The sequence below is a fragment of the Streptomyces sp. NPDC001920 genome, from assembly GCF_053594495.1.
In genome coordinates, this window is record NZ_JBSFEP010000003.1 from 253,180 (window position 1) to 274,230 (window position 21,051).

The 21,051-nt window shown below is 70.7% G+C and carries 20 protein-coding genes; 16 read left to right on the forward strand and 4 right to left on the reverse strand.

Features of this window, described 5'->3' with window-relative positions; genetic code table 11:
* The first annotated feature begins 22 nt into the window (after nt 1-22).
* The 3 genes from ACWCPI_RS06505 to truA all read left to right on the forward strand — a co-directional run bounded on the left by ACWCPI_RS06505 (nt 23) and on the right by truA (nt 2,726).
* Entirely contained in the window at nt 23-1,045 is a 1,023-nt protein-coding gene (locus ACWCPI_RS06505; protein ID WP_003966937.1) for a DNA-directed RNA polymerase subunit alpha, read from the forward strand.
* Between the two features lie 181 nt (nt 1,046-1,226).
* Nucleotides 1,227-1,727, forward strand: a complete 501-nt coding sequence (gene rplQ / locus ACWCPI_RS06510; RefSeq protein ID WP_451037013.1) for a 50S ribosomal protein L17 — start codon at nt 1,227-1,229, stop codon at nt 1,725-1,727.
* Nucleotides 1,728-1,868: 141 nt separating this feature from the next.
* Entirely contained in the window at nt 1,869-2,726 is an 858-nt protein-coding gene (gene truA, locus ACWCPI_RS06515) for a tRNA pseudouridine(38-40) synthase TruA (RefSeq protein ID WP_451037014.1), read from the forward strand.
* A gap of 11 nt (nt 2,727-2,737) precedes the next feature.
* On the opposite strand, the gene ACWCPI_RS06520 is transcribed toward truA, so the two are convergent.
* Nucleotides 2,738-3,628 (reverse strand): hypothetical protein, encoded by an 891-nt coding sequence (locus tag ACWCPI_RS06520; protein ID WP_451037015.1) that lies wholly within the window; start codon nt 3,626-3,628, stop codon nt 2,738-2,740.
* 113 nt (nt 3,629-3,741) lie between these two features.
* Here ACWCPI_RS06520 and ACWCPI_RS06525 point away from each other — a divergent pair, with 113 nt between their 5' ends.
* From ACWCPI_RS06525 to ACWCPI_RS06550, 6 genes are all read left to right on the forward strand, one after another.
* On the forward strand, nt 3,742-4,920 hold the full coding sequence (locus tag ACWCPI_RS06525) for a CapA family protein (protein ID WP_451037016.1): 1,179 nt from the start codon (nt 3,742-3,744) through the stop codon (nt 4,918-4,920).
* A 210-nt stretch (nt 4,921-5,130) separates the two neighbouring features.
* Nucleotides 5,131-7,413, forward strand: coding sequence for a HAMP domain-containing protein (locus ACWCPI_RS06530; protein WP_451037199.1), 2,283 nt, complete (start codon nt 5,131-5,133; stop codon nt 7,411-7,413).
* A 6-nt stretch (nt 7,414-7,419) separates the two neighbouring features.
* On the forward strand, nt 7,420-9,195 hold the full coding sequence (gene pgsB, locus ACWCPI_RS06535) for a poly-gamma-glutamate synthase PgsB (protein WP_451037017.1): 1,776 nt from the start codon (nt 7,420-7,422) through the stop codon (nt 9,193-9,195).
* 57 nt (nt 9,196-9,252) lie between these two features.
* Nucleotides 9,253-9,735: a poly-gamma-glutamate biosynthesis protein PgsC/CapC gene (locus tag ACWCPI_RS06540; RefSeq protein ID WP_019753111.1), complete on the forward strand. Its 483-nt coding sequence runs from the start codon at nt 9,253-9,255 to the stop codon at nt 9,733-9,735.
* A gap of 17 nt (nt 9,736-9,752) precedes the next feature.
* Complete coding sequence (locus ACWCPI_RS06545) at nt 9,753-10,829, forward strand: NlpC/P60 family protein (protein ID WP_451037018.1); 1,077 nt, start codon at nt 9,753-9,755, stop codon at nt 10,827-10,829.
* Between the two features lie 227 nt (nt 10,830-11,056).
* A complete protein-coding gene (locus tag ACWCPI_RS06550) occupies nt 11,057-11,830 on the forward strand; it encodes a polyprenol monophosphomannose synthase (RefSeq protein ID WP_451037019.1) in 774 nt (257 codons plus the stop codon).
* Nucleotides 11,831-11,881: 51 nt separating this feature from the next.
* Here the strand turns inward: ACWCPI_RS06550 and ACWCPI_RS06555 are convergent, their stop codons facing one another.
* Complete coding sequence (locus ACWCPI_RS06555; protein ID WP_451037020.1) at nt 11,882-12,769, reverse strand: hypothetical protein; 888 nt, start codon at nt 12,767-12,769, stop codon at nt 11,882-11,884.
* 73 nt (nt 12,770-12,842) lie between these two features.
* Between ACWCPI_RS06555 and ACWCPI_RS06560 the strand changes: the two genes are divergently transcribed.
* From ACWCPI_RS06560 to ACWCPI_RS06580, 5 genes are all read left to right on the forward strand, one after another.
* Nucleotides 12,843-14,090, forward strand: coding sequence for a glycosyltransferase 87 family protein (locus ACWCPI_RS06560; RefSeq protein ID WP_451037021.1), 1,248 nt, complete (start codon nt 12,843-12,845; stop codon nt 14,088-14,090).
* Nucleotides 14,091-14,295: 205 nt separating this feature from the next.
* Nucleotides 14,296-14,739, forward strand: a complete 444-nt coding sequence (rplM, locus tag ACWCPI_RS06565) for a 50S ribosomal protein L13 (protein ID WP_019754543.1) — start codon at nt 14,296-14,298, stop codon at nt 14,737-14,739.
* 42 nt (nt 14,740-14,781) lie between these two features.
* Nucleotides 14,782-15,294 carry a 30S ribosomal protein S9 gene (gene rpsI, locus ACWCPI_RS06570; RefSeq protein ID WP_019754544.1) on the forward strand — a complete coding sequence of 171 codons (513 nt, stop codon included), beginning with the start codon at nt 14,782-14,784 and terminating at the stop codon, nt 15,292-15,294.
* A gap of 230 nt (nt 15,295-15,524) precedes the next feature.
* The gene (gene glmM / locus ACWCPI_RS06575) at nt 15,525-16,883 is read left to right on the forward strand and encodes a phosphoglucosamine mutase (protein WP_451037022.1); all 1,359 of its coding nucleotides are present in this window, start codon (nt 15,525-15,527) and stop codon (nt 16,881-16,883) included.
* A 164-nt stretch (nt 16,884-17,047) separates the two neighbouring features.
* The gene (locus tag ACWCPI_RS06580; RefSeq protein ID WP_451037023.1) at nt 17,048-17,566 is read left to right on the forward strand and encodes a hypothetical protein; all 519 of its coding nucleotides are present in this window, start codon (nt 17,048-17,050) and stop codon (nt 17,564-17,566) included.
* A gap of 28 nt (nt 17,567-17,594) precedes the next feature.
* On the opposite strand, the gene coaA is transcribed toward ACWCPI_RS06580, so the two are convergent.
* The gene (coaA, locus tag ACWCPI_RS06585) at nt 17,595-18,563 is read right to left on the reverse strand and encodes a type I pantothenate kinase (RefSeq protein WP_388809584.1); all 969 of its coding nucleotides are present in this window, start codon (nt 18,561-18,563) and stop codon (nt 17,595-17,597) included.
* Between the two features lie 183 nt (nt 18,564-18,746).
* Here coaA and ACWCPI_RS06590 point away from each other — a divergent pair, with 183 nt between their 5' ends.
* On the forward strand, nt 18,747-19,757 hold the full coding sequence (locus tag ACWCPI_RS06590; protein ID WP_451037024.1) for an ATP-binding cassette domain-containing protein: 1,011 nt from the start codon (nt 18,747-18,749) through the stop codon (nt 19,755-19,757).
* Complete coding sequence (locus tag ACWCPI_RS06595; RefSeq protein WP_451037025.1) at nt 19,754-20,569, forward strand: ABC transporter permease; 816 nt, start codon at nt 19,754-19,756, stop codon at nt 20,567-20,569. The genes ACWCPI_RS06590 and ACWCPI_RS06595 overlap by 4 nt, the downstream gene beginning before the upstream one ends.
* A 55-nt stretch (nt 20,570-20,624) precedes the next feature.
* On the opposite strand, the gene ACWCPI_RS06600 is transcribed toward ACWCPI_RS06595, so the two are convergent.
* On the reverse strand, nt 20,625-21,050 hold the full coding sequence (locus ACWCPI_RS06600) for a hypothetical protein (protein ID WP_451037026.1): 426 nt from the start codon (nt 21,048-21,050) through the stop codon (nt 20,625-20,627).
* Between the last annotated feature and the right edge of the window lies 1 nt (nt 21,051).

Genomic DNA, 21,051 nt, shown 5'->3' on the forward strand with positions numbered 1-21,051 from the left:
GAAAGAAGGATCTGATCCACACATGCTGATCGCTCAGCGTCCCTCGTTGACCGAAGAGGTCGTCGACGAGTTCCGCTCCCGGTTCGTGATCGAGCCGCTGGAGCCGGGCTTCGGTTACACCCTCGGCAACTCCCTGCGCCGCACCCTCCTGTCGTCGATCCCCGGTGCCGCTGTCACCAGCATCCGCATCGACGGTGTCCTGCACGAGTTCACCACCGTGCCGGGCGTCAAGGAGGACGTCACCGACCTGATCCTCAACATCAAGCAGCTGGTCGTGTCGTCCGAGCACGACGAGCCCGTGGTGATGTACCTGCGCAAGCAGGGTCCGGGTCTGGTCACCGCCGCCGACATCGCGCCCCCGGCCGGTGTCGAGGTGCACAACCCCGACCTGGTCCTCGCCACGCTCAACGGCAAGGGCAAGCTGGAGATGGAGCTCACGGTCGAGCGTGGCCGCGGTTACGTCTCCGCCGTGCAGAACAAGCAGGTGGGCCAGGAGATCGGCCGTATCCCGGTCGACTCCATCTACTCGCCGGTTCTGAAGGTCACGTACAAGGTCGAGGCCACGCGTGTCGAGCAGCGCACCGACTTCGACAAGCTGATCGTCGACGTCGAGACCAAGCAGGCCATGCGTCCGCGTGACGCCATGGCGTCGGCCGGTAAGACGCTGGTGGAGCTGTTCGGGCTGGCCCGTGAGCTCAACATCGACGCCGAGGGCATCGACATGGGTCCGTCCCCGACGGACGCCGCGCTCGCCGCCGATCTGGCGCTGCCGATCGAGGAGCTGGAGCTCACCGTTCGGTCGTACAACTGCCTCAAGCGCGAGGGCATCCACTCCGTGGGTGAGCTCGTCGCCCGTTCCGAGGCCGACCTGCTCGACATCCGCAACTTCGGTGCGAAGTCGATCGACGAGGTCAAGGCGAAGCTGGCCGGCATGGGCCTGGCCCTGAAGGACAGCCCGCCCGGATTCGACCCGACCGCCGCCGCGGACGCCTTCGGCGCGGACGACGACGCGGACGCCGGGTTCGTCGAGACCGAGCAGTACTAAGAGCTCGGGACCGACTGTCGGTTCTCGAGTGCGGGTGGACTGTGGCTTGTCGCGCAGTTCCCCGCGCCCCTTCCGGTCGGGCCCCTTCGGGGCGCCGACCGGATCTCCGACGGGCGACCGCCCGCTCGGATACTGACCCCGGTACCTGACACGGCCGGGGCAGACACACAGGAGAAGAACAATGCCGAAGCCCACCAAGGGTGCCCGTCTGGGCGGCAGCGCCGCGCACGAGAAGCTGCTCCTCGCGAACCTCGCGAAGTCGCTGTTCGAGCACGGCCGTATCACCACCACCGAGGCGAAGGCCCGCCGTCTGCGGCCGTACGCCGAGCGTCTGATCACCAAGGCGAAGAAGGGCGACCTTCACAACCGCCGTCAGGTGCTCCAGGTCATCACGGACAAGAGCGTCGTCCACACGCTCTTCACCGAGATCGGCCCGCGGTACGAGAACCGTCCGGGTGGCTACACCCGTATCACCAAGGTCGGTAACCGCCGTGGCGACAACGCGCCCATGGCCGTCATCGAGCTGGTCGAGGCGCTGACGGTCGCGCAGCAGGCGACCGGTGAGGCCGAGGCCGCGACGAAGCGCGCTGCCAAGGACGCCGAGGCTGCCGAGGCCACGGTCGACACGACCAAGGCCGACGAGGCCGCTGAGGCTCCCGCCGAGGAGTCGAAGGACGCGTAAGCGTCCGCCGGGTGGCTGCTGTCGTGCGGCCGCGGCCTGGCCGTGGTTGTTCGCGCAGTTCCCGGCGCCCCTGAAGGGCGATTGCGGGCCCGTTCCTTTCGAGGAGCGGGCCCGCTCTTGTGTTGCTGAGAGGATCTGTACGTGAGTGATGAAGCTGCACCCGGTTACGTCCGTGTCCGTCTTGACCTGTCCTATGACGGCAGCGCGTTTCACGGCTGGGCCAAGCAGGCCGGCGGTAAGCGGACCGTGCAGGGGGAGATCGAGGATGCGCTGCGGACCGTGACGCGGTCGGGCGGGACGACGTACGAGCTGACCGTGGCCGGGCGGACCGATGCCGGGGTGCATGCGCGGGGGCAGGTCGCGCATGTCGATCTGCCGGAGTCCGTGTGGCGCGAGCATCACGAGAAGTTGCTCAAGCGGCTTGCCGGGCGGTTGCCCAAGGATGTGCGGGTGTGGGCGCTCAGGGAGGCGCCCGCGGGGTTCAACGCGCGGTTCTCGGCCGTGTGGCGACGGTACGCCTACCGCGTCACCGACAATCCGGGCGGGGTGGATCCGCTGCTGCGGGGCCACGTCCTCTGGCACGACTGGCCGCTCGACGTCGACGTCATGAACGAGGCCGCACGCGGGCTGCTCGGTGAGCACGACTTCGCGGCCTACTGCAAGAAGCGGGAGGGGGCCACCACCATCCGCACGCTGCAGGAGCTGAGCCTGGTGCGAGGGGACGACGGGATCATCACCGCCACCGTGCGTGCCGACGCCTTCTGCCACAACATGGTGCGTTCGCTCATCGGGGCGCTGCTGTTCGTGGGGGACGGTCACCGGCCCGCCGACTGGCCGGGGAAGGTGCTCGCCGCCGGTGTCAGGGACTCCGCGGTGCACGTCGTACGGCCCCATGGGCTGACCCTCGAAGAGGTCGGGTACCCGGCCGACGAGTTGCTGGCCGCGCGGAACAAGGAAGCTCGGAACAAGCGGTCGTTGCCGGGGGCCGGCTGCTGCTGAGGGCCGCAGGGTCAGTCGTCGGACCAGGTGGTGAGGAGTTCACCGAGGGCGTCGGCCGCCCCGGCGGCGTCGGGGCCGTCGCCCCGGGCGTCGGGGGCCAGTTCCACGTGCAGGAAGGCGGCGTGCTGCCGCTCGGCCGACTTGCCCTGGACGTTCGTGGTGCCCTCCAGCGGGCAGCGTGCGGACCAGCCCCGGCAGACCCGCAGCCCGTCCGCCTCCATGCGGTCGGCCAGCGCGGCCGCCTCACCGGACGCGGTCTGCGCGGCGCCACCGGAGACGACCGCCTCGTAGGGGCGCTCGGAGGTCTCGGCGAAGCCGTGCACCTGGAGGCCGGGCACGCCGCGCTTCTGGAGTTCCACGACGACGGTGTGGAAGGCACTGGCCTCCTGGTGGGCGACGTCCGCCTCGTCCCCGCGGCCCGCGCGGCGGTGGGCGCCGGCCAGGACCAGCGCGCCCGAGGGGGTGCCCTCCAGCAGCCGGACGCCGAGTGACTCCGTGTCCCGGTCGGAGACGGGGTGCGGCACCTGGACGTTCCAGCGCAGCGCGGAGTCGGCGTTCAGGTAGAGCCGGCCCCACCGGGCTGCCTTGCCGTTCTGCCGGGTGGCGGCCACCTCGTCGTAGCGGCGGCCGGAGTCGGTGTCGGTCAGGCGCGTGATGCCGAGGCCGAGGGGGGCGAGCAGACGTTCCGCCTCGGCAGCGTCGCCGTCCAGGAGAAGTCCCACCCCGCGTGCCAGTCGCTCACGCTCGTCTTCGCCGGGCGGTGTGTAGGGGGCGTCGGGTTCGAGGCCGGCCGTGTAGCCGAGGATGCGGCTGCGGAGGTCCACCAGTTCCCGGGCCTGCGGAGCGGATTGTTCCGGCGTTTCGGACGGGGTCAGGTCGCAGCCGGCCAGTGCCAGGATCAAAACGGTTTGGGCGAAAACGCGAGCGAACCGTGACTGTCCCGTGATGGTAAAGCCCGGTTGGGTTGTGAGGCGCGTGTGAATATGTCGCGGTGACATTCCGTAAGTCTCTCCGTATGGGTCGCTCGCTGGCGGTTCTGGTGGCTTTGGGCGGCCTGACCGCCGGCTGCACCTCCGGCCCCACCGAAACGCAGGTGAAGCCGGACGGCCGCTCGTTCACCGTCGCCGCCGCGGGCGATGTGCTCATCCATCCCGAGCTGGTCGAACAGGCGGCCAAGGATGCCAAGAAGACCGGCGCGGGGCAGGCCGGGCTGGACTTCGGACCGCTCATGGCCGGGGTGAAGCCGGTCATCAGCAAGGCCGATCTGGCCATCTGTCACATGGAGACGCCGGTCGGGACGCCCAAGGGCCCCTTCGAGGGATACCCGGAATTCCTCGTCCCCCCGCAGATCCTCACGGCTCTCAAGGGTGTGGGGTACGACACCTGCTCGACGGCCTCCAATCACACCTACGACCACGGTCTCAAGGCCGTCAAGCGCACCCTGGACACGATGGACAAGGTGGGCCTCGGGCACACCGGGTCCGCGCGTACGCCCGAGGAAGCACAACAGATCAACATCCGGGACGTCAACGGCGTCAAGGTCGCCCACCTGTCGTTCTCCTGGGAGTCCTTCCTCAACCCCACGCCCGAGAAGGAGCGTTGGGCTTTCAACCGGCTCAGCACCGACGACATCAAGAAGGCCGAGGCCCGGGCCCGCAAGAAGGGCGCCGAGGTCGTCATCCTCTCCGTCCACTGGGGGCTGGAGCACTACAACGAGCCGAGCGTGCCGCAGCTGGACCTGGCGGAGCGGATCACCGAGGAGACCGGGATCGACCTGGTCATCGGCCACCACTCGCACGTCGTGCAGCCGATCCAGAAGCTCAACGGAACCTGGATCGCCTACAGCCTCGGCAACCAGGTGGCCCGCCACTCCTCGCCCACCGGTCTGACCGAGGAGGGCGCGATCGGCTGGTTCGAGTTCAGGGAGACGACGGACGGCTGGGACGTCAGCGCCCGCTACCGGACCACGCTGGTCGACATCCCGCCGGAGCTGGAGCCGGGTACGAAGCCGCCCGCGGGCGCGGTCGAGGACCACCGGGTGGTGGACGTGCAGCAGGCGCTCGACGACCCGGGCTCCCTGTCCGAGGACCGGCTCGCCCGCTACCGGCTGGCCGAGGACCGCACGAGCGGCTTCCTCTACAACCGGGGAGCCCCGGGCGGTGACGGTCTGGAGCAGCTCTCGTCGCGGGAGTGACGAGAGCCACAGCAACTTGTTGCTGCCACAACCCAACCCCGAAGCGGGTCAAGAGTCTTAAAAGTGGACGGCGTCTCATGCCCGCGTAAAGCGGTGGCTCCTGCGAGCGCCTGAGTAGTGAAGAGGCGAAGGAAACCACCGGTGACTCCAACCCAAGGTGCGCCGCGTCCCGGACGGGGCGGGCGGCGGCGCATCCGCAGACGCGCGGACATGCCGCTCCTCGGCGGCATCCGGCCCCCGATCGCGTTGCTGTGCCTGCTGATCCTCGCCCTGGCCGGGCTGACCGCCAAGGTGCTGGGTCCGGCCGGGGAACCGGTCGTGCCGAAGGCGGTGCTGAACTCCCAGCAGCACTTCGCGGAGGACGGCGCCATCGCCCTACGCGCGTCGATCGACGAGCGGGTCACCGACCTCAACCGCACCGCGGCCGCCCTGAACGCGGGCAAGCCGGTGGCTCCCGAGCGCGTGCTGTCGGACCTGAGCAGCACCTACCAGAAGTGGACCGGCACCACCGTGCTGGACCTGGAGAGCGGGGAGGTGCTCGCCGCCCGGGGTGAAACGATTCCCCTCGCCTGGCTCGACAAGGACGTCCTCACCGGCGACGACGCCCTGACGCCGCGCATGGTGCGGCTGAGGACCGGCGACGTACGGCTGATGACCATGGCGGTCCTGGACTTCGAGGACCGGCCGCAGCAGCTGCTCATCGCCTCGGGCAGTCTCTCCGTGCCCCCCATCAACCTGGGGCCCTTCCGCTCGATGGCGGTCGTGGCGCGGGGCGGCGAGGTCCTCGCCACGGCCGGTTTCGAGCAGGCCGAGGCGCTCAACTCCGACGCCGAGCGCAGCGAACTGACCTTCCTGCAGAAGCAGATGACCCGGCTGTCCGACCGGGCCGCGACCGAGACCGAGCAGGACCCGGTCAGCGCCAGGGAGCCCGGCTCACGGGGTTATCCGGGCGTCAGCGGAACGCTGCTCGGCGACGCGTACAACGGCCGGGTCGCCACCGCCGGATACGCCTCCCTCGCCTCGTCCGACCCGGACGAGAAGAAGAGCGTCGGCGCGGGGCTCGGGCTGACGGTCGTGGCCATGCTGCCCGTGGTGCAGGAACAGGCCGTCGGGCAGGAGCGCGAGCTGTACGGGCTGGTGGCGGCCGGTGCCCTGGTGGTGTTCGGCCTGCTGGCCGCGGCCCTGCTGTGGCGGGCGGTGCAGCGGCCGCTGCTGCGGCTCTTCCTGGAGTCCCGCCGGCTGGCCCGTGGTGATCTGACCCGGCCCGTCGACGTGCCCCGCTGGGGCGAGGCGGCGCGCGTGGGCGCCGCACTGGAACGGCTGCGCGCGCAGTTGTCCGACGGGGGCGTCGAGCAGAGCGGCCGGGGCGGCACCGGCGGGCGCGGCGGCCGCCGCGGGGGCCGGCTGGGTCTGCGGGCGCCGCTCGGGCTGACCGCGGTGCTGTTGCTGCTGTGGTGCGTGCCGGTCGGGCTGCTGCTCAACCGCACGGACGCCTCGGTGAGCGTGCCGAGCACCATGGTCAACGACCAGCGTGACCGCACCGACCTGGTCGCCGACCGGGTCCGCCGGGCACTCAACGAGGCCCAGGCCGACCTCGTGTCCACCTCCCGGCTGATCGACGTGGACGACCCCGACGCCACGACCGGTGTCCTCGACGACGCCCTGGGCAAGCACGCCCGCTACGGCTCCCTGTACGTCGTCGACGCGGGCGGCGAGGTCGTCGCCCGTGCCGGTGCCGAGCCGAGCGCCGACTGGGACGCGGACGAGGGCGCGGGGGAGCAGGCCCCGTCGCTCATCCGGGTGGCGGGCGAAGGCGACAGGAAGCCGGTGATCCAGGCCGGGTCCCCGGTACCCGGGCACAAGGACCTGACCCTGGTCGGCGAGGTACGGGTGGAGTTCCTGAACTCGCTGCTGAAGCGGCCCGGTCTCGGTGAGGTCCGCGTGGTCGACACCGAGGCGAGGACCATCGCCGCCAGCGACGGATTCCTGGCGTTCGAGGAGCTGCCGCGCGACGCGCTCGCCGACGTCGTGCGGGCGGGCAGCGTCCACGTCGGCGCGGGGCCGGTGGAGAACGGCCTGCTGCTGCGCGAGGGGCGTTCGGTCACCGTCGCCGCCGCGGCGCCCTTCTCCGGCGGCGGTGTGGCGGCCGACATCGGCTGGACCGTCGTCAGCTGGCAGAACGCCAAGCACTTCGAGATCGCCCCCTACGAGCGCGAGGACCGCAGTGTGCTCGCCGGAATGCTGGGGCTCGCGCTGATCGTCGTCTGCCTGGGCTGGATCCACCTGGTCGTGGTCCGGCCGCTGCGCGCCCTCGCGAGCAGCGCCGAGAAGCTGGCCGACGGCGACCTCAAGACCGTGCTGTACCCCCGCTACCACGACGAGGTCGGGGCCGTCGTCCGCAGCCTCGAACTGGTGCGCCAGCAGTTGCAGGCCCGCAGGCAGAACCAGGCGCGCCGCAGTGCCGAGCCCCGGCTCGGCGCCGGAGGAAGGTGACCGGCCGTGCTCTATCTCTACTTCGTGCTGCTGATCGGCGGCGTGTGCCTGTTCGTCGCGGGCGTCATCGAGCAGCGCAGGCACTACGCCGCGCTGCACACCATCCCCTCACGGGTGCTCGTCAACGGCATCCGCGGCAAGTCCTCCATCACCCGGCTGTGCGCGGGTGCCCTGCGCGGCGGTGGCCTGGTCACCGTCGCCAAGACGACGGGCACCGCGGCCCGCTTCATCCACCCGGACGCGACGGAGGAGCCGGTCTACCGCAAGTTCGGCATCGCCAACGTCGTCGAGCAGATCGGCATCGTCCGCCGGGCCGCCACCTACCGTCCCGACGCGCTGGTCATCGAGTGCATGGCCGTCATGCCGGCACTGCAGGAGGTCAACCAGAGCAAGCTGATCCGCTCGACGATCGGCGTGCTGTGCAACGTCCGTGAGGACCATCTCGCCGAGATGGGCCCCACCCTGGACGACGTGGCCCGCTCGCTGTGCCGCTCGATGCCCGAGGGCGGCATCTGCGTCACCGCGGAGAAGGAGCGCTTCCACATCCTCCAGGAGGAGGCGGACGCCCGTGACTGCAGGCTGGTGTACGCCGATCCGGAGACGGTCACCGACGAGGAGCTGCGCGGCTTCAGCTGGTTCACCTTCAAGGAGAACGTCGCCATCGCGCTGGTCGTGGCGGAGCTGCTCGGCATCGAGCGCAAGGTCGCGTTGCAGGGCATGTACGACGCCCCGCCGGACCCCGGTGTGCTGTCCGTGGAGCGGTACGTCGCCCCGGACGGCAAGCGGCTCGCCTTCGCCAACGTGTTCGCGGCGAACGACCCCGAGTCGACGCTGATGAACATCAATCAGCTGCTCGACCTCGGAGCGATCCGCCGTCCCCTGAACGTCGTGATCAACTGCCGCCCGGACCGGGTGGAGCGCAACGGGCAGATGGGCGAGATCATCCCCGACCTCCAGCCGGACAACGTCTTCGTCATCGGCCACCCGTCCAAGAGCGCCATCGACGCCATCCCCGCCGACTGGCGCGACCGCGCGGTCGACCTCGGCGGAGAGCGGCGCGCGGCGGACGAGTTCATGCCGACGCTGCTCGGCCGGATGTCCGACGGCTCCTCCCTGGTCGCCATCGGCAACATCCACGGGCAGGGCGAGGAACTCCTCGAGTACCTCGCCGAGCTCCCGGCGGACGAGAGCGGCACGGACGAGGACGGGCCGGCGGTCGTCGCCGCGCCGCAGCAGCCGCAGCGCCTGGACCCGTACGCCTCCTATCCCACGGCCTACGAAGAGCGGTACCAGGCTTCGCAGACCCAGGAGATCCCGGTGATCACCCTCGCGGCCCAGCCCTCGGCCCGGTACGCCGAGGCGCCGGGGGCGTACGCCGCCGGGCGGGGCGGGTCGTACGGCGAGGGCCCGTTCCAGGGCGGCACCGCGGAGTACGGCGGGACACCGCACCACGGCGGGGCCGAGCCTCGTGGACAGACCCCGCATCACGGCGGGGCCCAGCCGCATGGCGAGGCCCGGTCGCACGGCCGGAGCCAGCCGCACGGCGGAGGGCCGTCGTACGCGGCCGGTCCGCCGCAGGGGCCGGGCCAGGCGCCGTACGCGGAAGGGCAGCCGGAGGTCTCGGCGTGGTTCCGGGCCGCGCGCCAGCCGGAGCCCGGGCCCGGGCACGAGCCGCCGTACGGCGCGGGCCCCGGCGAGCGGTCGTACGACGACGATCCCTTCGGCCGGCCGGTCCGGCGGCCGGTGGACGACGACGGAGGGGGACACCCACCGCGTGTCTGACCCGTCGACCGCCGCCCACCCCGCCTTCGAATCCGTATCCCCTGCCCGGAGACCCCGTTGACCACCGCCGCACTGACCCCCGAGATGGCCGCCCTGGGCATCGCCATAGGCCTGTTCTTCTCGCTGCTGTGCTATCTCACGACCAACCTGTCGCCCGGCGGCATGATCACCCCCGGCTGGCTCGCGCTCACCCTCATCGAGGACCTCCAGCGCGCGGCGATGGTGGTGGGCGTCACCGCCCTCACCTACGGCGGCACCAAGATCATGCAGCGGCTGGTGATCCTCTACGGCAAGCGGCTGTTCGCCGCGGTGGTGCTGCTCGGCGTGCTGCTGCAGGCCACGGTGATGATCGTGCTGTCGATCGAGTTCCCGCTGCTGTACGGCAACCAGACGCTCGGCTTCATCGTGCCGGGCCTGATCGCCTACCAGATGGTGCGCCAGCCCAAGGGGGCCACGCTGCTGGCCACCGGCACCGTCTCCCTCATGGCCTACATCGTCGTCGCCGCCGGCCTGCTGCTCGGCGTCATGCCGACCGTCTGAGAACCGAGGAGCAAACGATGGCAGGGAAGAAGAAGTCGCGGCCGGTCGTCTCGGGCCTGGTACTGCTCACGCTCGTCGCGGCCTCGGGTTACCTCACGGTGGAACTGCGCAAGCAGGAGGAGCCGGGTGTCACCGAGGTCCGCAACGTCGGTGTCCTGGAGGGCGGCAGGGGCTCCGGTGCCTCGGCGGACACCGGGAAGGAGACCTGGTCCCGGCTGGAGAACCCGGCACGGTCCGTGCTGCGCGGATCCGACGGCCAGATCAAGGCCGTGTTCACGGACGGCGCGCGCACCGCGACGCTGACCGGGCCGGCGCGTACGTTCCAGGAGCCGACCTCGACCTCCTCCAAGGTGTCCACCACGGACTGGGTGCGGCTCATGCCCGAACCGTGGGCCGCGGGCGCGGAGAAGAAGAAGTGGTTCAAGGAGTGGTACGCGCAGAACAGGGACAGCAAGAAGGACGACATCTTCGCCTTCGCCTTCCAGTACGTGGCGGGCGCGCCGGAGAAGAAGGACGCGCAGGGCACGGTCTACGCCGGTGACGCGAACTTCGGTCCGCTGAACTCCTCCGGTGCCGAGGGCGGCGACCTGCGGCTGGAGCAGTCCGACTTCTACGACTACCTGGGTCTGCCGTACCCCTTCCGGGACGGTGTCGTCGGGCAGCCGGAGAGCGCTCGGGCCCGGTCGATCGACTGCTCGGGGTTCATCCGGATGGTGCTGGGCTACCGGGCCCGCTACCCCCTGATGTCGTCGGACACCTCCGGCGACGGGCTGCCCCGCACGGCCAACGGGATGGCCCGTTCCAAGGAGGGCGCGGACATCCTGCCGCTGGCCGGCATCTCGGCGAAGGACCGGCCCTCGGCCATCGACCAGCTCCAGCCGGGGGACCTCGTCTTCTTCAAGCTCGACGCGCGCACGGGCCAGCGTCTGGACCACGTCGGCATGGTGCTCGGCCATGACACCCAGGGGCATCTGATCTTCGTCTCCAGCCGTGAGGAGGTCAACGGGCCGACCATCGGCGACGTGGGCGGGGTGTCGCGGCTGGACGGCAACGGCTACTACGCCAAGACACTGCGGAGCGCCAAGCGGCTGTGAGCCCGGCTCGGGCCGACCTCCGCGACGCACCGGCTCTCGACGGCGCCGATGCCATGCCACCGTGCTGCAACGCACCGGCCGCGCGCCGCGTCTGACCCAGTGGCCGCAGTCCGGTGCCCGACCCGGACCGCCGGACCGCGGCGGACCGGTGTTCCGGGCGCCGGGCAGGCCCGCTCCCGTCGGGGAGGGGCCTCGGTAGGGGTCCCCAGGGAGGGAAAGAGAGAGCCATGACGGAACGCGACAGCCACGAGGGGCACCCCGGCGTCCCGGTCACCGTGGTGATGCCGACGTACAACGAGGCCGCGAACCTGCCGCGGATGGCCGAGCTGGTGCTCGGGCTGCCCGTCGACCGGCTGCATCTGAAGATCGTCGACGACTCCAGCCCGGACGGCACGGGACGGCTCGCCGAGGAGCTGGCCGAGAAGTACAACGCCGACCTGCCCGCCGGGCAGCGGCGGATGAGCGTGCTGCACCGCACCGAGAAGGACGGCCTCGGGCGGGCGTACGTCGCGGGCATGACCGCCGCGCTGGAGGAGGGCGCCGCCTACGTCGTCCAGATGGACGCCGACGGCAGCCACCCGGCACAGGTGCTGCCGCGGATGCTGGACACGGCCGTCGCCTCGGACGTCGGCCTGGTCATCGGCAGCCGGTACGTCGAGGGCGGCTCCCTGGACGAGGACTGGGGGGTGCACCGCGTCCTGCTCTCCCGCTTCGCCAACCGCTACGCCCGGACCGTGCTCGGCACCGAGATCCGGGACATCACGGCCGGCTTCAACCTGTGGTCCGCGGCCACCTTGCGGGACCTCGACCTGGCCACCCTGGACAGCGCGGGCTACAGCTTCCAGGTCGAGCTGAAGTACAAGGCCGTGCGGGCCGGTCACCGTGCCGTCGAGATCCCGATCCGCTTCGAGGAGCGGACCGAGGGCGTGTCCAAGATGACCCTGCGCACGCAGCTGGAGTCGGCGGTCGTACCGATCCGGCTGCGCCTGAAGCACCGGTGAGACGGCTGCGGCGGCCGGCCACCCTCGACCGCCGCCGCTCCTCGCCCGCGTCTACTCTTCGGCCGCCGCCGACGCCTGGGCCTCGCCCCGCCTGAGGATCTGGCGGAACGTGAACTCCTCCAGGTTGTCGCCGATCTGGAAGACCGGGGTGTCCTTCTCGGTGACGTCCTTGCCGTTGGTGAAGCCCGCGATGGTGAAGTAGGCGTAACGGCCCTCGGAGTTGGAGGTCGTGCGGCAGATCGAGGCGGTGCAGAAGTCCTTGATGCCCTTGCCGGACAGCGACCTGATGATGTCCTTCTCGGTGTTGACCTGGCTCTTGACCTTGGCCGCCTGCGCCTGGGTGTCGAAGACGGCCACGCCGACCGTCACCGCGATGCCGTCCTTGATGTAGGAGACGCGCAGGAAGCGGGTGCAGTCGTTCTGGGTCAGGATCTTCGGCAGGCCGCCCTTGGACACCGCGGAGCAGCTCTTGGTGTCGTCCGTGGCGCCCTTCTTGTAGACCGTCTCACCCATGGTCAGCTGCGTGCCCGGGAAGAGGATCTGCGCGCCGAGCGGGGCGGTGTCCTTGCCCTTGCTGGCGATGAAGTCCCTTGGGTCCAGCGGCGGCGGGGCGCTCGTCGACTCGAACGACGGGGTCGCTCCGTCGGTCCGGCCCGGCAGGTCGGCGGTCGCGGGCAGCCCCGAAGCCGGTTTGTTCGGGTCGGAGTTGCCGTTCGCCGACACCACGGCGACGGCGACGGCGGCCCCGATCGCGACGGTGGCGAGCGCGCCACCGCCGATGAACAGCATCCGACGCCGCTTGTTGCGCGACTCGGAGGCCTCGGCGAGGGCCGCCCAGTCAGGGGTTTCGTCGGCGCCGCTGTTCCACGGCTGCTGCTGGGAATGCGGTTTCCAGGGATCCCACTGGGACTGTGGTCCCCCCTGCTGCCCGTAGCTCATGGGGCGCATCTTAGACGGGTCGTGGGTGTGCCGCTCCGTCCCAAGAACCGCACAGGCCCCTAGCGTTCAGTCGATGAGCGAGTGCAAAAGCGACATCTTCGGGTGGTTGGTACGACAGGCGACCTGGCATCTGTGGGTGGTGCCCGGGGCCGTGCTCGCTGCCCTCGTCGTGCGTACGGCGCGTGTGACCTCGGAGGGAGGGATGGACAACGCCATCGTCGTGCGGGCGGCGCGGGTGTGGCTGGCCGGGGGTTCGCCGTATGACGACGACCACTTCCTCTATCTGCCGAGTGCGGTGCTCGCGGCGGCTCCTCAGGTGCTGGTCCCGCGGGAGGCGCTGTGCGTGCTGGTGCCGCTGGCGGTGACCGGGTGCCTGGTGGGCGGGTGGGCGTGCGCCCTGCGGCTGCACGCCGTGCCCCTGCGCAGCCGGTTCGCGGCGCTCGGGCTGACCGGCCTCGCGGCGGGGTTCGCGCCGTTCGCCCATCTCGTGCAGCTGGGCAACTGGACGGCGACGGCGGTGCTCGCGCTGCCGCTGGGCCTGTCCCTGGCCGGGCGGGGGCGGTGGGTGGCGGCCGGGGCGGTGATCGGCACGGCCGTCGCGTTGAAACCGCTGCTGGCGCCCCTGGCGTTGCTGTTCGTCTTCGCGGGACGGTGGCGAGGGCTGGTGGTGATGGTCGCCGTACCGGTGGCGGCGTCGGTGGGGGCGGCGATGCTGCTGCCGGATCCCGCGGGGTTCTTCACCCGGACCCTGCCGTTCCTGCTGCGCGGCGACGACGGGTTCGTCCGGCTGTACGAGGCGTCGCCGGTCGCGGTGCTGCCTCGGGTGGGGGTGCCCGGGGCGGTGGCGCAGGGGGTCGCGTCGGTCGCGGCGGCGGTGGGCGTGGGGTGCGCGTACCGGCGGTGGCGGTGCGGGGAGGGGAGCGAGGGCGGGAGGCCGCTGAGGCTCGCGGAGGTGGCGGCGACGCTGATGCTGTCGGCGTTCCTCGTCTCGCGTCCGTCGTACGACCACTATCTGCTGGTCGTCGTGCCGGTGGTGCTGGCCGGGGTGCCGTGCGCGGGTGCGGCGGCCCGCGGGCCGTGGTTCTGGCTGGCGCTGGTGCCGCAGCTGCCGGGTGTGACCTGGCCCTTTCTGGAGAGCGTGCAGCGGCGGGCGATCAGGGACGCGGTGACGTTGTGTGCTCTGGCGGTGACGCTGGCCGCGCACTGCTCCAGGGCCGCCGGAGGTCTGCGGCCCCGGCCGCGGCTGCCCGGCGGCAGTTCCCGGCGGGGCGTCTACGCTGGGTGCGGAGCGGCAGGACCGACCTCCGCCAAGCCGTTTTGACCCGGCCGTGGCGCCGCAGGTATCCTGCCTGTTCGTTGTGTATTGGCTTGCTCATTCTCACGGGACGGGCCCTTACACCGGTCCACCGGGCCGATGACCAGCGACCCCACGTACGCGGTATGCGTCGCCGCCGTGCGGTCTAGGCTGTCGTGATCGTTTCGGTGACCTGTTCAGGACCATTCACTCGAAGCGAAGGCTACGAACCGTGCGTACGTACAGCCCCAAGCCCGGCGATGTGACGCGCCAGTGGCACGTCATCGACGCTCAGGACGTTGTCCTGGGCCGTCTCGCCAGCACTGCCGCCACCCTTCTGCGGGGCAAGCACAAGCCGATCTACGCGCCGCACGTCGACGCTGGTGACTTCGTCATCATCATCAACGCCGACAAGGTGCACCTGTCCGGCAACAAGCGGACCCAGAAGATGGCGTACCGCCACTCCGGCTACCCGGGTGGTCTGCGCTCCGTCCGTTACGACGAGCTCCTCGACAAGAACCCCGAGAAGGCCATCGAGAAGGCCGTCAAGGGCATGCTCCCCAAGAACACTCTGGGCCGTCAGATGCTCTCGAAGCTGAAGGTCTACAAGGGTGACCAGCACCCGCACGGCGCGCAGCAGCCGCAGCCGTACGAGATCACCCAGGTCGCGCAGTAAGTCCGGCCACCCCCTAAGACTGAAGAGAATCTGAGGAGAATCGTGGCCGAGACCACTGCCGAGCAGCCGCTCGAAGAGCTTGACATCGACAGCTACACCACCGAGTCCGAGGTTCCGGTGGAGGGTGAGTACACCTCCGAGTCCCTCGCCTCGCGCTTCGGTGAGCCCCAGCCGGCCGCCGGCCTGGGCCGTCGCAAGAACGCCATCGCCCGCGTCCGGATCGTTCCGGGCACCGGCAAGTGGAAGATCAACGGTCGCACCCTTGAGGACTACTTCCCCAACAAGGTGCACCAGCAGGAAGTCAACGAGCCGTTCAAGGTCCTCGAGCTCGAAGGCCGCTACGACGTCGTCGCCCGCATCGCCGGTGGCGGTGTCTCCGGCCAGGCCGGTGCGCTCCGTCTCGGTGTCGCCCGCGCGCTGAACGAGGCCGACGTGGACAACAACCGCGGCCCGCTGAAGAAGGCCGGCTTCCTCAAGCGCGACGACCGTGCGGTCGAGCGCAAGAAGGCCGGTCTGAAGAAGGCCCGCAAGGCTCCGCAGTACAGCAAGCGCTAAACAGCAGCTGCCTCTGCTCGTACTCCGGTACTCCGAACGCCCCGGCGGCACGCCACCGTGCCACCGGGGCGTTCGTTTTATCACCGGCCTTGGGCGTATAACGGCACAAGACGTTCAAAGGCTTGTGCGATCCGATGCCCCAGGCATGGAATGCCGGGAAGCGGGAGCCCTCCGGCGGCAGATCGTGCGCCGGCTCCGCTTCCGGATCTGAAGTTTTCTCAGGAGGACAAGTGGGACGACTCTTCGGCACGGACGGCGTGCGTGGCGTCGCGAACGCGGACCTGACCGCCGAGATGGCGCTCGGACTGTCCGTGGCGGCGGCGCACGTGCTCGCCGAGGCGGGCACCTTCGAGGGCCACCGGCCCACCGCGGTGGTCGGACGGGACCCGCGCGCGTCCGGGGAGTTCCTGGAGGCCGCCGTGGTCGCGGGCCTCGCCAGTGCGGGTGTCGACGTGCTGCGGGTCGGCGTGCTGCCGACACCCGCCGTCGCCTACCTGACCGGCTCGCTCGGCGCCGACCTGGGCGTCATGCTCTCCGCCAGCCACAACGCCATGCCCGACAACGGCATCAAGTTCTTCGCCCGGGGCGGCCACAAGCTCGCCGACGAGCTGGAGGACCGTATCGAGACCGTCTACGACGAGCACCGGCACGGTGAGCCGTGGGAGCGGCCGACCGGCGCGGCCGTCGGACGGGTGCGGTCCTACGACGAAGGGTTCGACGAGTACGTCGCCCACCTCCTCGCGGTCCTGCCCAACCGGCTCGACGGGCTGAAGATCGTCCTCGACGAGGCGCACGGCGCCGCCGCGGGTGTCTCGCCCGAGGCGTTCAAGCAGGCCGGGGCCGAGGTCGTCACCATCGGTGCCGAACCGGACGGGCTCAACATCAACGACGGCTGCGGGTCCACCCACCTGGACCTGTTGAAGGCCGCCGTCCGCGAGCACGGCGCCGACCTCGGCATCGCGCACGACGGCGACGCCGACCGCTGCCTCGCCGTGGACCACACCGGTGAGGAGGTGGACGGCGACCAGATCCTGGCGGTGCTCGCGCTGGCCATGCGGGAACGCTCCGCCCTGCGCGCCGACACCGTCGTGGCGACCGTGATGTCCAACCTCGGCTTCAAGCTGGCGCTGGAGCGGGAGGGGCTGACGCTGGTGCAGACCGCCGTCGGGGACCGGTATGTGCTGGAGGAGATGAAGGAGCACGACTACGCCCTCGGCGGCGAGCAGTCCGGGCACGTCATCATCTCCGATCACGCCACGACCGGCGACGGGACCCTGACCGGGCTGTTGCTGGCCGCCCGGGTCGCCGAGACCGGGCGTTCGCTGCGGGACCTCGCCGCCGTGATGGAGCGGCTGCCGCAGGTGCTGATCAACGTGCCGGACGTGGACCGGTCCCGGGTCGGGGAGTCGGCCGAGCTCGCCGCCGCCGTCGCCGAGGCGGAGCGGGAACTCGGATCCACCGGGCGGGTGCTGCTGAGGCCGTCGGGCACCGAGCCGCTGGTGCGGGTGATGGTCGAGGCCGCGGACATCGAGCAGGCCCGGTCCGTGGCGGGGCGGCTGGCCGACGCGGTGAAGTCGGCGCTCGGCTAGGACGCTGGGCCCCGGCGGGGCGGCGGCCTGGGATCCGCTCGGTCGGCAGGTGTCACTCGAACGTACCTGACAAAGAGTGCATGCCGGATGACTGGTTGTTTCACTTCGTCGAGGAGGGCCCGGTGCCCTTCCTCGACGAAAGTGAGAACCCCAGCATGAAGAGAGTGAGCAGCACCCTGCAGCGAGCCGTCGGTCCGGTCCTGGCCGCCGGTCTCCTCGTCACCGCGCTCGCCACCCCGGCCGCGGCCCAGACTCCGGGCTCCACGGCGTTCCGGGTGTTCGGCAACGCCTTCCTCAACGCGCGGGCCGGTGTGCACAACCAGATGTCCGCGAGCATCTCCAGCGGTCGTCTGATCCTCACGGACACCACGGGCGTCGCGATCGGGCCGGGGTGCGTCCGGGTGTCCGCCACCAGCGCCGACTGCGGCAGCGCCACCACGGTCGGGCGGCTCGCGATCGGGATGGGCGACGGCGACGACGGCTTCCAGGAGACCATCGCGGTCCGTACCACGGTGGACGCCGGCCCGGGTTCCGACACCGTGGCGACCGGCGCGGGCAACGACACGATCGGCATCAGCGACGGGGTCGCCGGCAACGACACGGTGACCTGTGACGGCGGTTCCGACGTGGTCTTCCGCGACCTCGGCGACACCGTCGCCGCGGACTGCGAGACGCGCTACTGAGGACTGCCGGCGGCTTCTGCGGACAGTCCTACAGCTTGCGCAGGCTCAGCCGCTGCACCTTGTGGTCCGGGCCCTTGCGTACGACGAGCGTGGCCCGGCCGCGGGTGGGGGCGATGTTCTCCACCAGGTTGGGCTTGTTGATCGTGCGCCACATCGTGCGGGCGTAGTCGAGGGCCTCCTCCTCCGAGACCTGGGTGTACTTGCGGAAGTAGGAGGAGGGGTTCTGGAAGGCCGTCTCGCGCAGCCGCTTGAAGCGGTTGAGGTACCAGTGCTCGATGTCCTCGGTGCGGGCGTCGACGTACACGCTGAAGTCGAAGTAGTCGGCCAGACCGACCCGGGTGCGGCCGTCCTTGCCGGGCAGGGCGGGCTGCAGGACGTTCAGGCCCTCCACGATCAGGATGTCCGGGCGGCGGACGGTGAGCTTCTGGCCGGGGACGATGTCGTAGATCAGGTGGGAGTAGACGGGGGCGCTCACCTCGTCCTTGCCCGCCTTGATGTCGGCGACGAACCGGGTCAGCGCGCGGCGGTCGTACGACTCGGGGAATCCTTTCCGCGACATCAGGCCGCGGGTCTCCAGCTCCCTGGTGGGCAGCAGGAAGCCGTCCGTGGTGACCAGCTCGACCCGCGGGTGCTCGGGCCAGCGCGAGAGCAGCGCCTGGAGCAGTCGGGCGACCGTGGACTTCCCCACGGCGACCGAGCCGGCGACTCCTATGACGAACGGGGTGCCGGACTGGGAGCCCTGTTCGCCGAGGAAGGTGTTGAGCGCCCCTCTGAGGCCGTCCGTGGCGCCGACGTAGAGGTTGAGCAGGCGGGAGAGCGGGAGGTAGATGTCCCGCACCTCGTCGAGGTCGATGACGTCGCCGAGGCCGCGCAGCTTCTCGACCTCTTCCGCGCTGAGCGGCAGCGGGGTTTTGTCGCGCAGCGCGCTCCACTCCGAGCGGGTGAGGTCCACGTAGGGAGTCGCCTCCGGCCTGGGCCGGTGGGCGCTCCGGGGCATCGAGGAGACCGGAGAGATCACAGTCCATTGTTACGGGAGTACGAACGGACCGCGGCGTGGGATCCGTCACGCGTTGTCGATTTCGGGAGGAACCGCCCCGGACGCGGAATGTCAGTGGCGTGCGTCACAGTTGTCGGAGAGGTGGGTCCAGACCGGGGCCCACCGACCCCGAGGGGGTGACCCATGACGTATGCGATCGAGGCGGAAGGGCTGGTCAAGCGGTTCAAGGACACGGAGGCGCTGGCCGGGGTCGACCTGGGGGCCCGCAGGGGCTCGGTCCTCGGACTGCTGGGTCCCAACGGTGCGGGGAAGACGACCGCGGTCAGGATCTTCGCGACCCTGCTCCAGCCCGACGCCGGCCGGGCCCACGTCGCCGGGCACGACGTGGTCCGGGAGGCCGGGGTCGTCCGCGCCATGGTCGGGCTGACCGGACAGTACGCGGCGGTGGACGAGAACCTGACCGGCACCGAGAACCTTCTGCTCATCGGCCGCCTGCTCGGGCTGCCGCGCCGGGAGGCCCGGGCGAGGGCGGCCGAGCTGCTGGAGCGCTTCCAGCTGACGGACGCGGCCGGGCGGGCGGTGAAGACGTTCTCGGGCGGCATGCGCCGGCGCCTGGACCTCGCGGCGAGCCTGGTGGGCCGGCCCAGCATCCTCTTCCTCGACGAACCGACCACCGGCCTGGACCCGCACAGCCGCGGTGAGCTCTGGGACCTGCTGCGGGGCCTGGTCGCGGACGGCGCGACCGCCCTGCTGACCACGCAGTATCTGAACGAGGCGGACGTCCTCGCCGACGACATCGTGGTGATCGACAAGGGCCGGGTGATCGCCGAGGGCACCCCGGACGAGTTGAAGTCCCAGGTCGGCGGGCAGGTGCTGGAGCTGCGGCCGGTGCTCGCGGACGACCTCGCGCGGGTGCACGCGCTCGTGGCCGGGGCGGCGGGCCCGCAGACCCAGATCGAGGGCGAGACGATCACCGCGCCGGTGAAGGACCCCGAGCTGATGCCGGCCGTGGTGCGGGCGCTCGACCGCGAGGGGATAGCGGTCGGGGAGCTGGCTCTGCGCCGTTCGTCCCTCGACGAGGTCTTCCTCGCGCTGACCGGCCACCGCGCGGAACCCGGCGAGCCCGAGGGCGACGGCGGAGCGGCCGTGCGGGACGACGACAACGAGCTCCAGAAGGCGGTGATGCGGCCATGACCGCCTCCGCCACGACGATCACGGCCCCGGTCACCAGGTCGGGCCGGGTACGCCCGCTCGACGGACTCCGCCAGACCTTCACGATGGCCTGGCGCAGCCTGGTCGCGGTCAAGCACAACCCGCTGGAACTGGTCGACTACAGCATCACGCCGATCATGTTCGTGTTCCTCTTCACCTACGTGCTGGGCGGTCAGATGGCCGGATCGCCCGAGGCCTACCTGAAGTACGCGTTGCCCGGGATCATCGTGCAGAACACCCTGTTCATGACGATGTACACGGCGATGGCGCTCAACACCGACCTCACCAAGGGCGTCTTCGACCGCCTGCGCAGCCTGCCGATAGCCCGCTCCGCCCCGCTCATCGGCCGTATCACCGCGGACCTGGCGAAGCACCTGTGGGCGCTGCTGCTGATGATCGGTCTCGGCCTTCTCCTGGGCTTCCGGATCACCGGGGGCCTGGACGGCTTCCTGCTCGGCACCCTGCTCGTGATCGTGTTCGCGGCGGCGGTGTCCTGGTCGGCGGTCCTGATCGGGATGCTCGCGGGCGACGCCGAGAAGGTCCAGGCGTTCGCCTTCACCCTCATCTTCCCGATCACCTTCACCAGCAGCGCGTTCGTCATGGTGGACACGATGCCGGGCTGGCTGCAGGCGTGGAGCGACGTCAATCCGGTGACCCACCTGTCGGACGCGTTCCGGGGCCTGCTGCTGGGCGGGGCGGTGGCGGAGCCGGTGCTGTGGTCGCTGGTGTGGGCCGCGGGGATCGCGGTGGTGTTCTATCCGTTGGCCATGCGGGCCTATCGGGCGAAGGCGTGAGGACGCGGAGGCCCGCACTCCCCGGCGAGGGGAGTGCGGGCCTCGGCCAGCCGGGTCAGTGCCTCGTCGTCGGACCACCCGGTTCGACACGGACCGACAGCGGGCGCAGGTCGCCGTCGAAGTCGGCCGCGGCATCGGCCCGGAAACCGGCGGATCGGAGAATTCCGGTGATCGCCTTCTGCATGTGGGCGCGGACGGCTCCGTCGTGTTCGATGACGGGTGCCCGGTACTCGCCCTTCTGCATCCGCTCCATGGCGGCCCGGGTCAGGGCGGGGTCGGGCCTCCAGTCCACGAAGACACCTCCCGCCGCGTCGTCACCGGTGTCGATCTCGACGAGCGCACCCACCTGATCGTCCCGGTCCTCCCGGGAGGCAGGCAGGCCGGCCAGCGCGAGTTCCCGGCAGACCTGGTCGGCCAGGGCCGTGCGCTCGGCGACGACGTCCTCGGGCGCTTCACGGTGGTCGAACGGGTGGTCGGACACT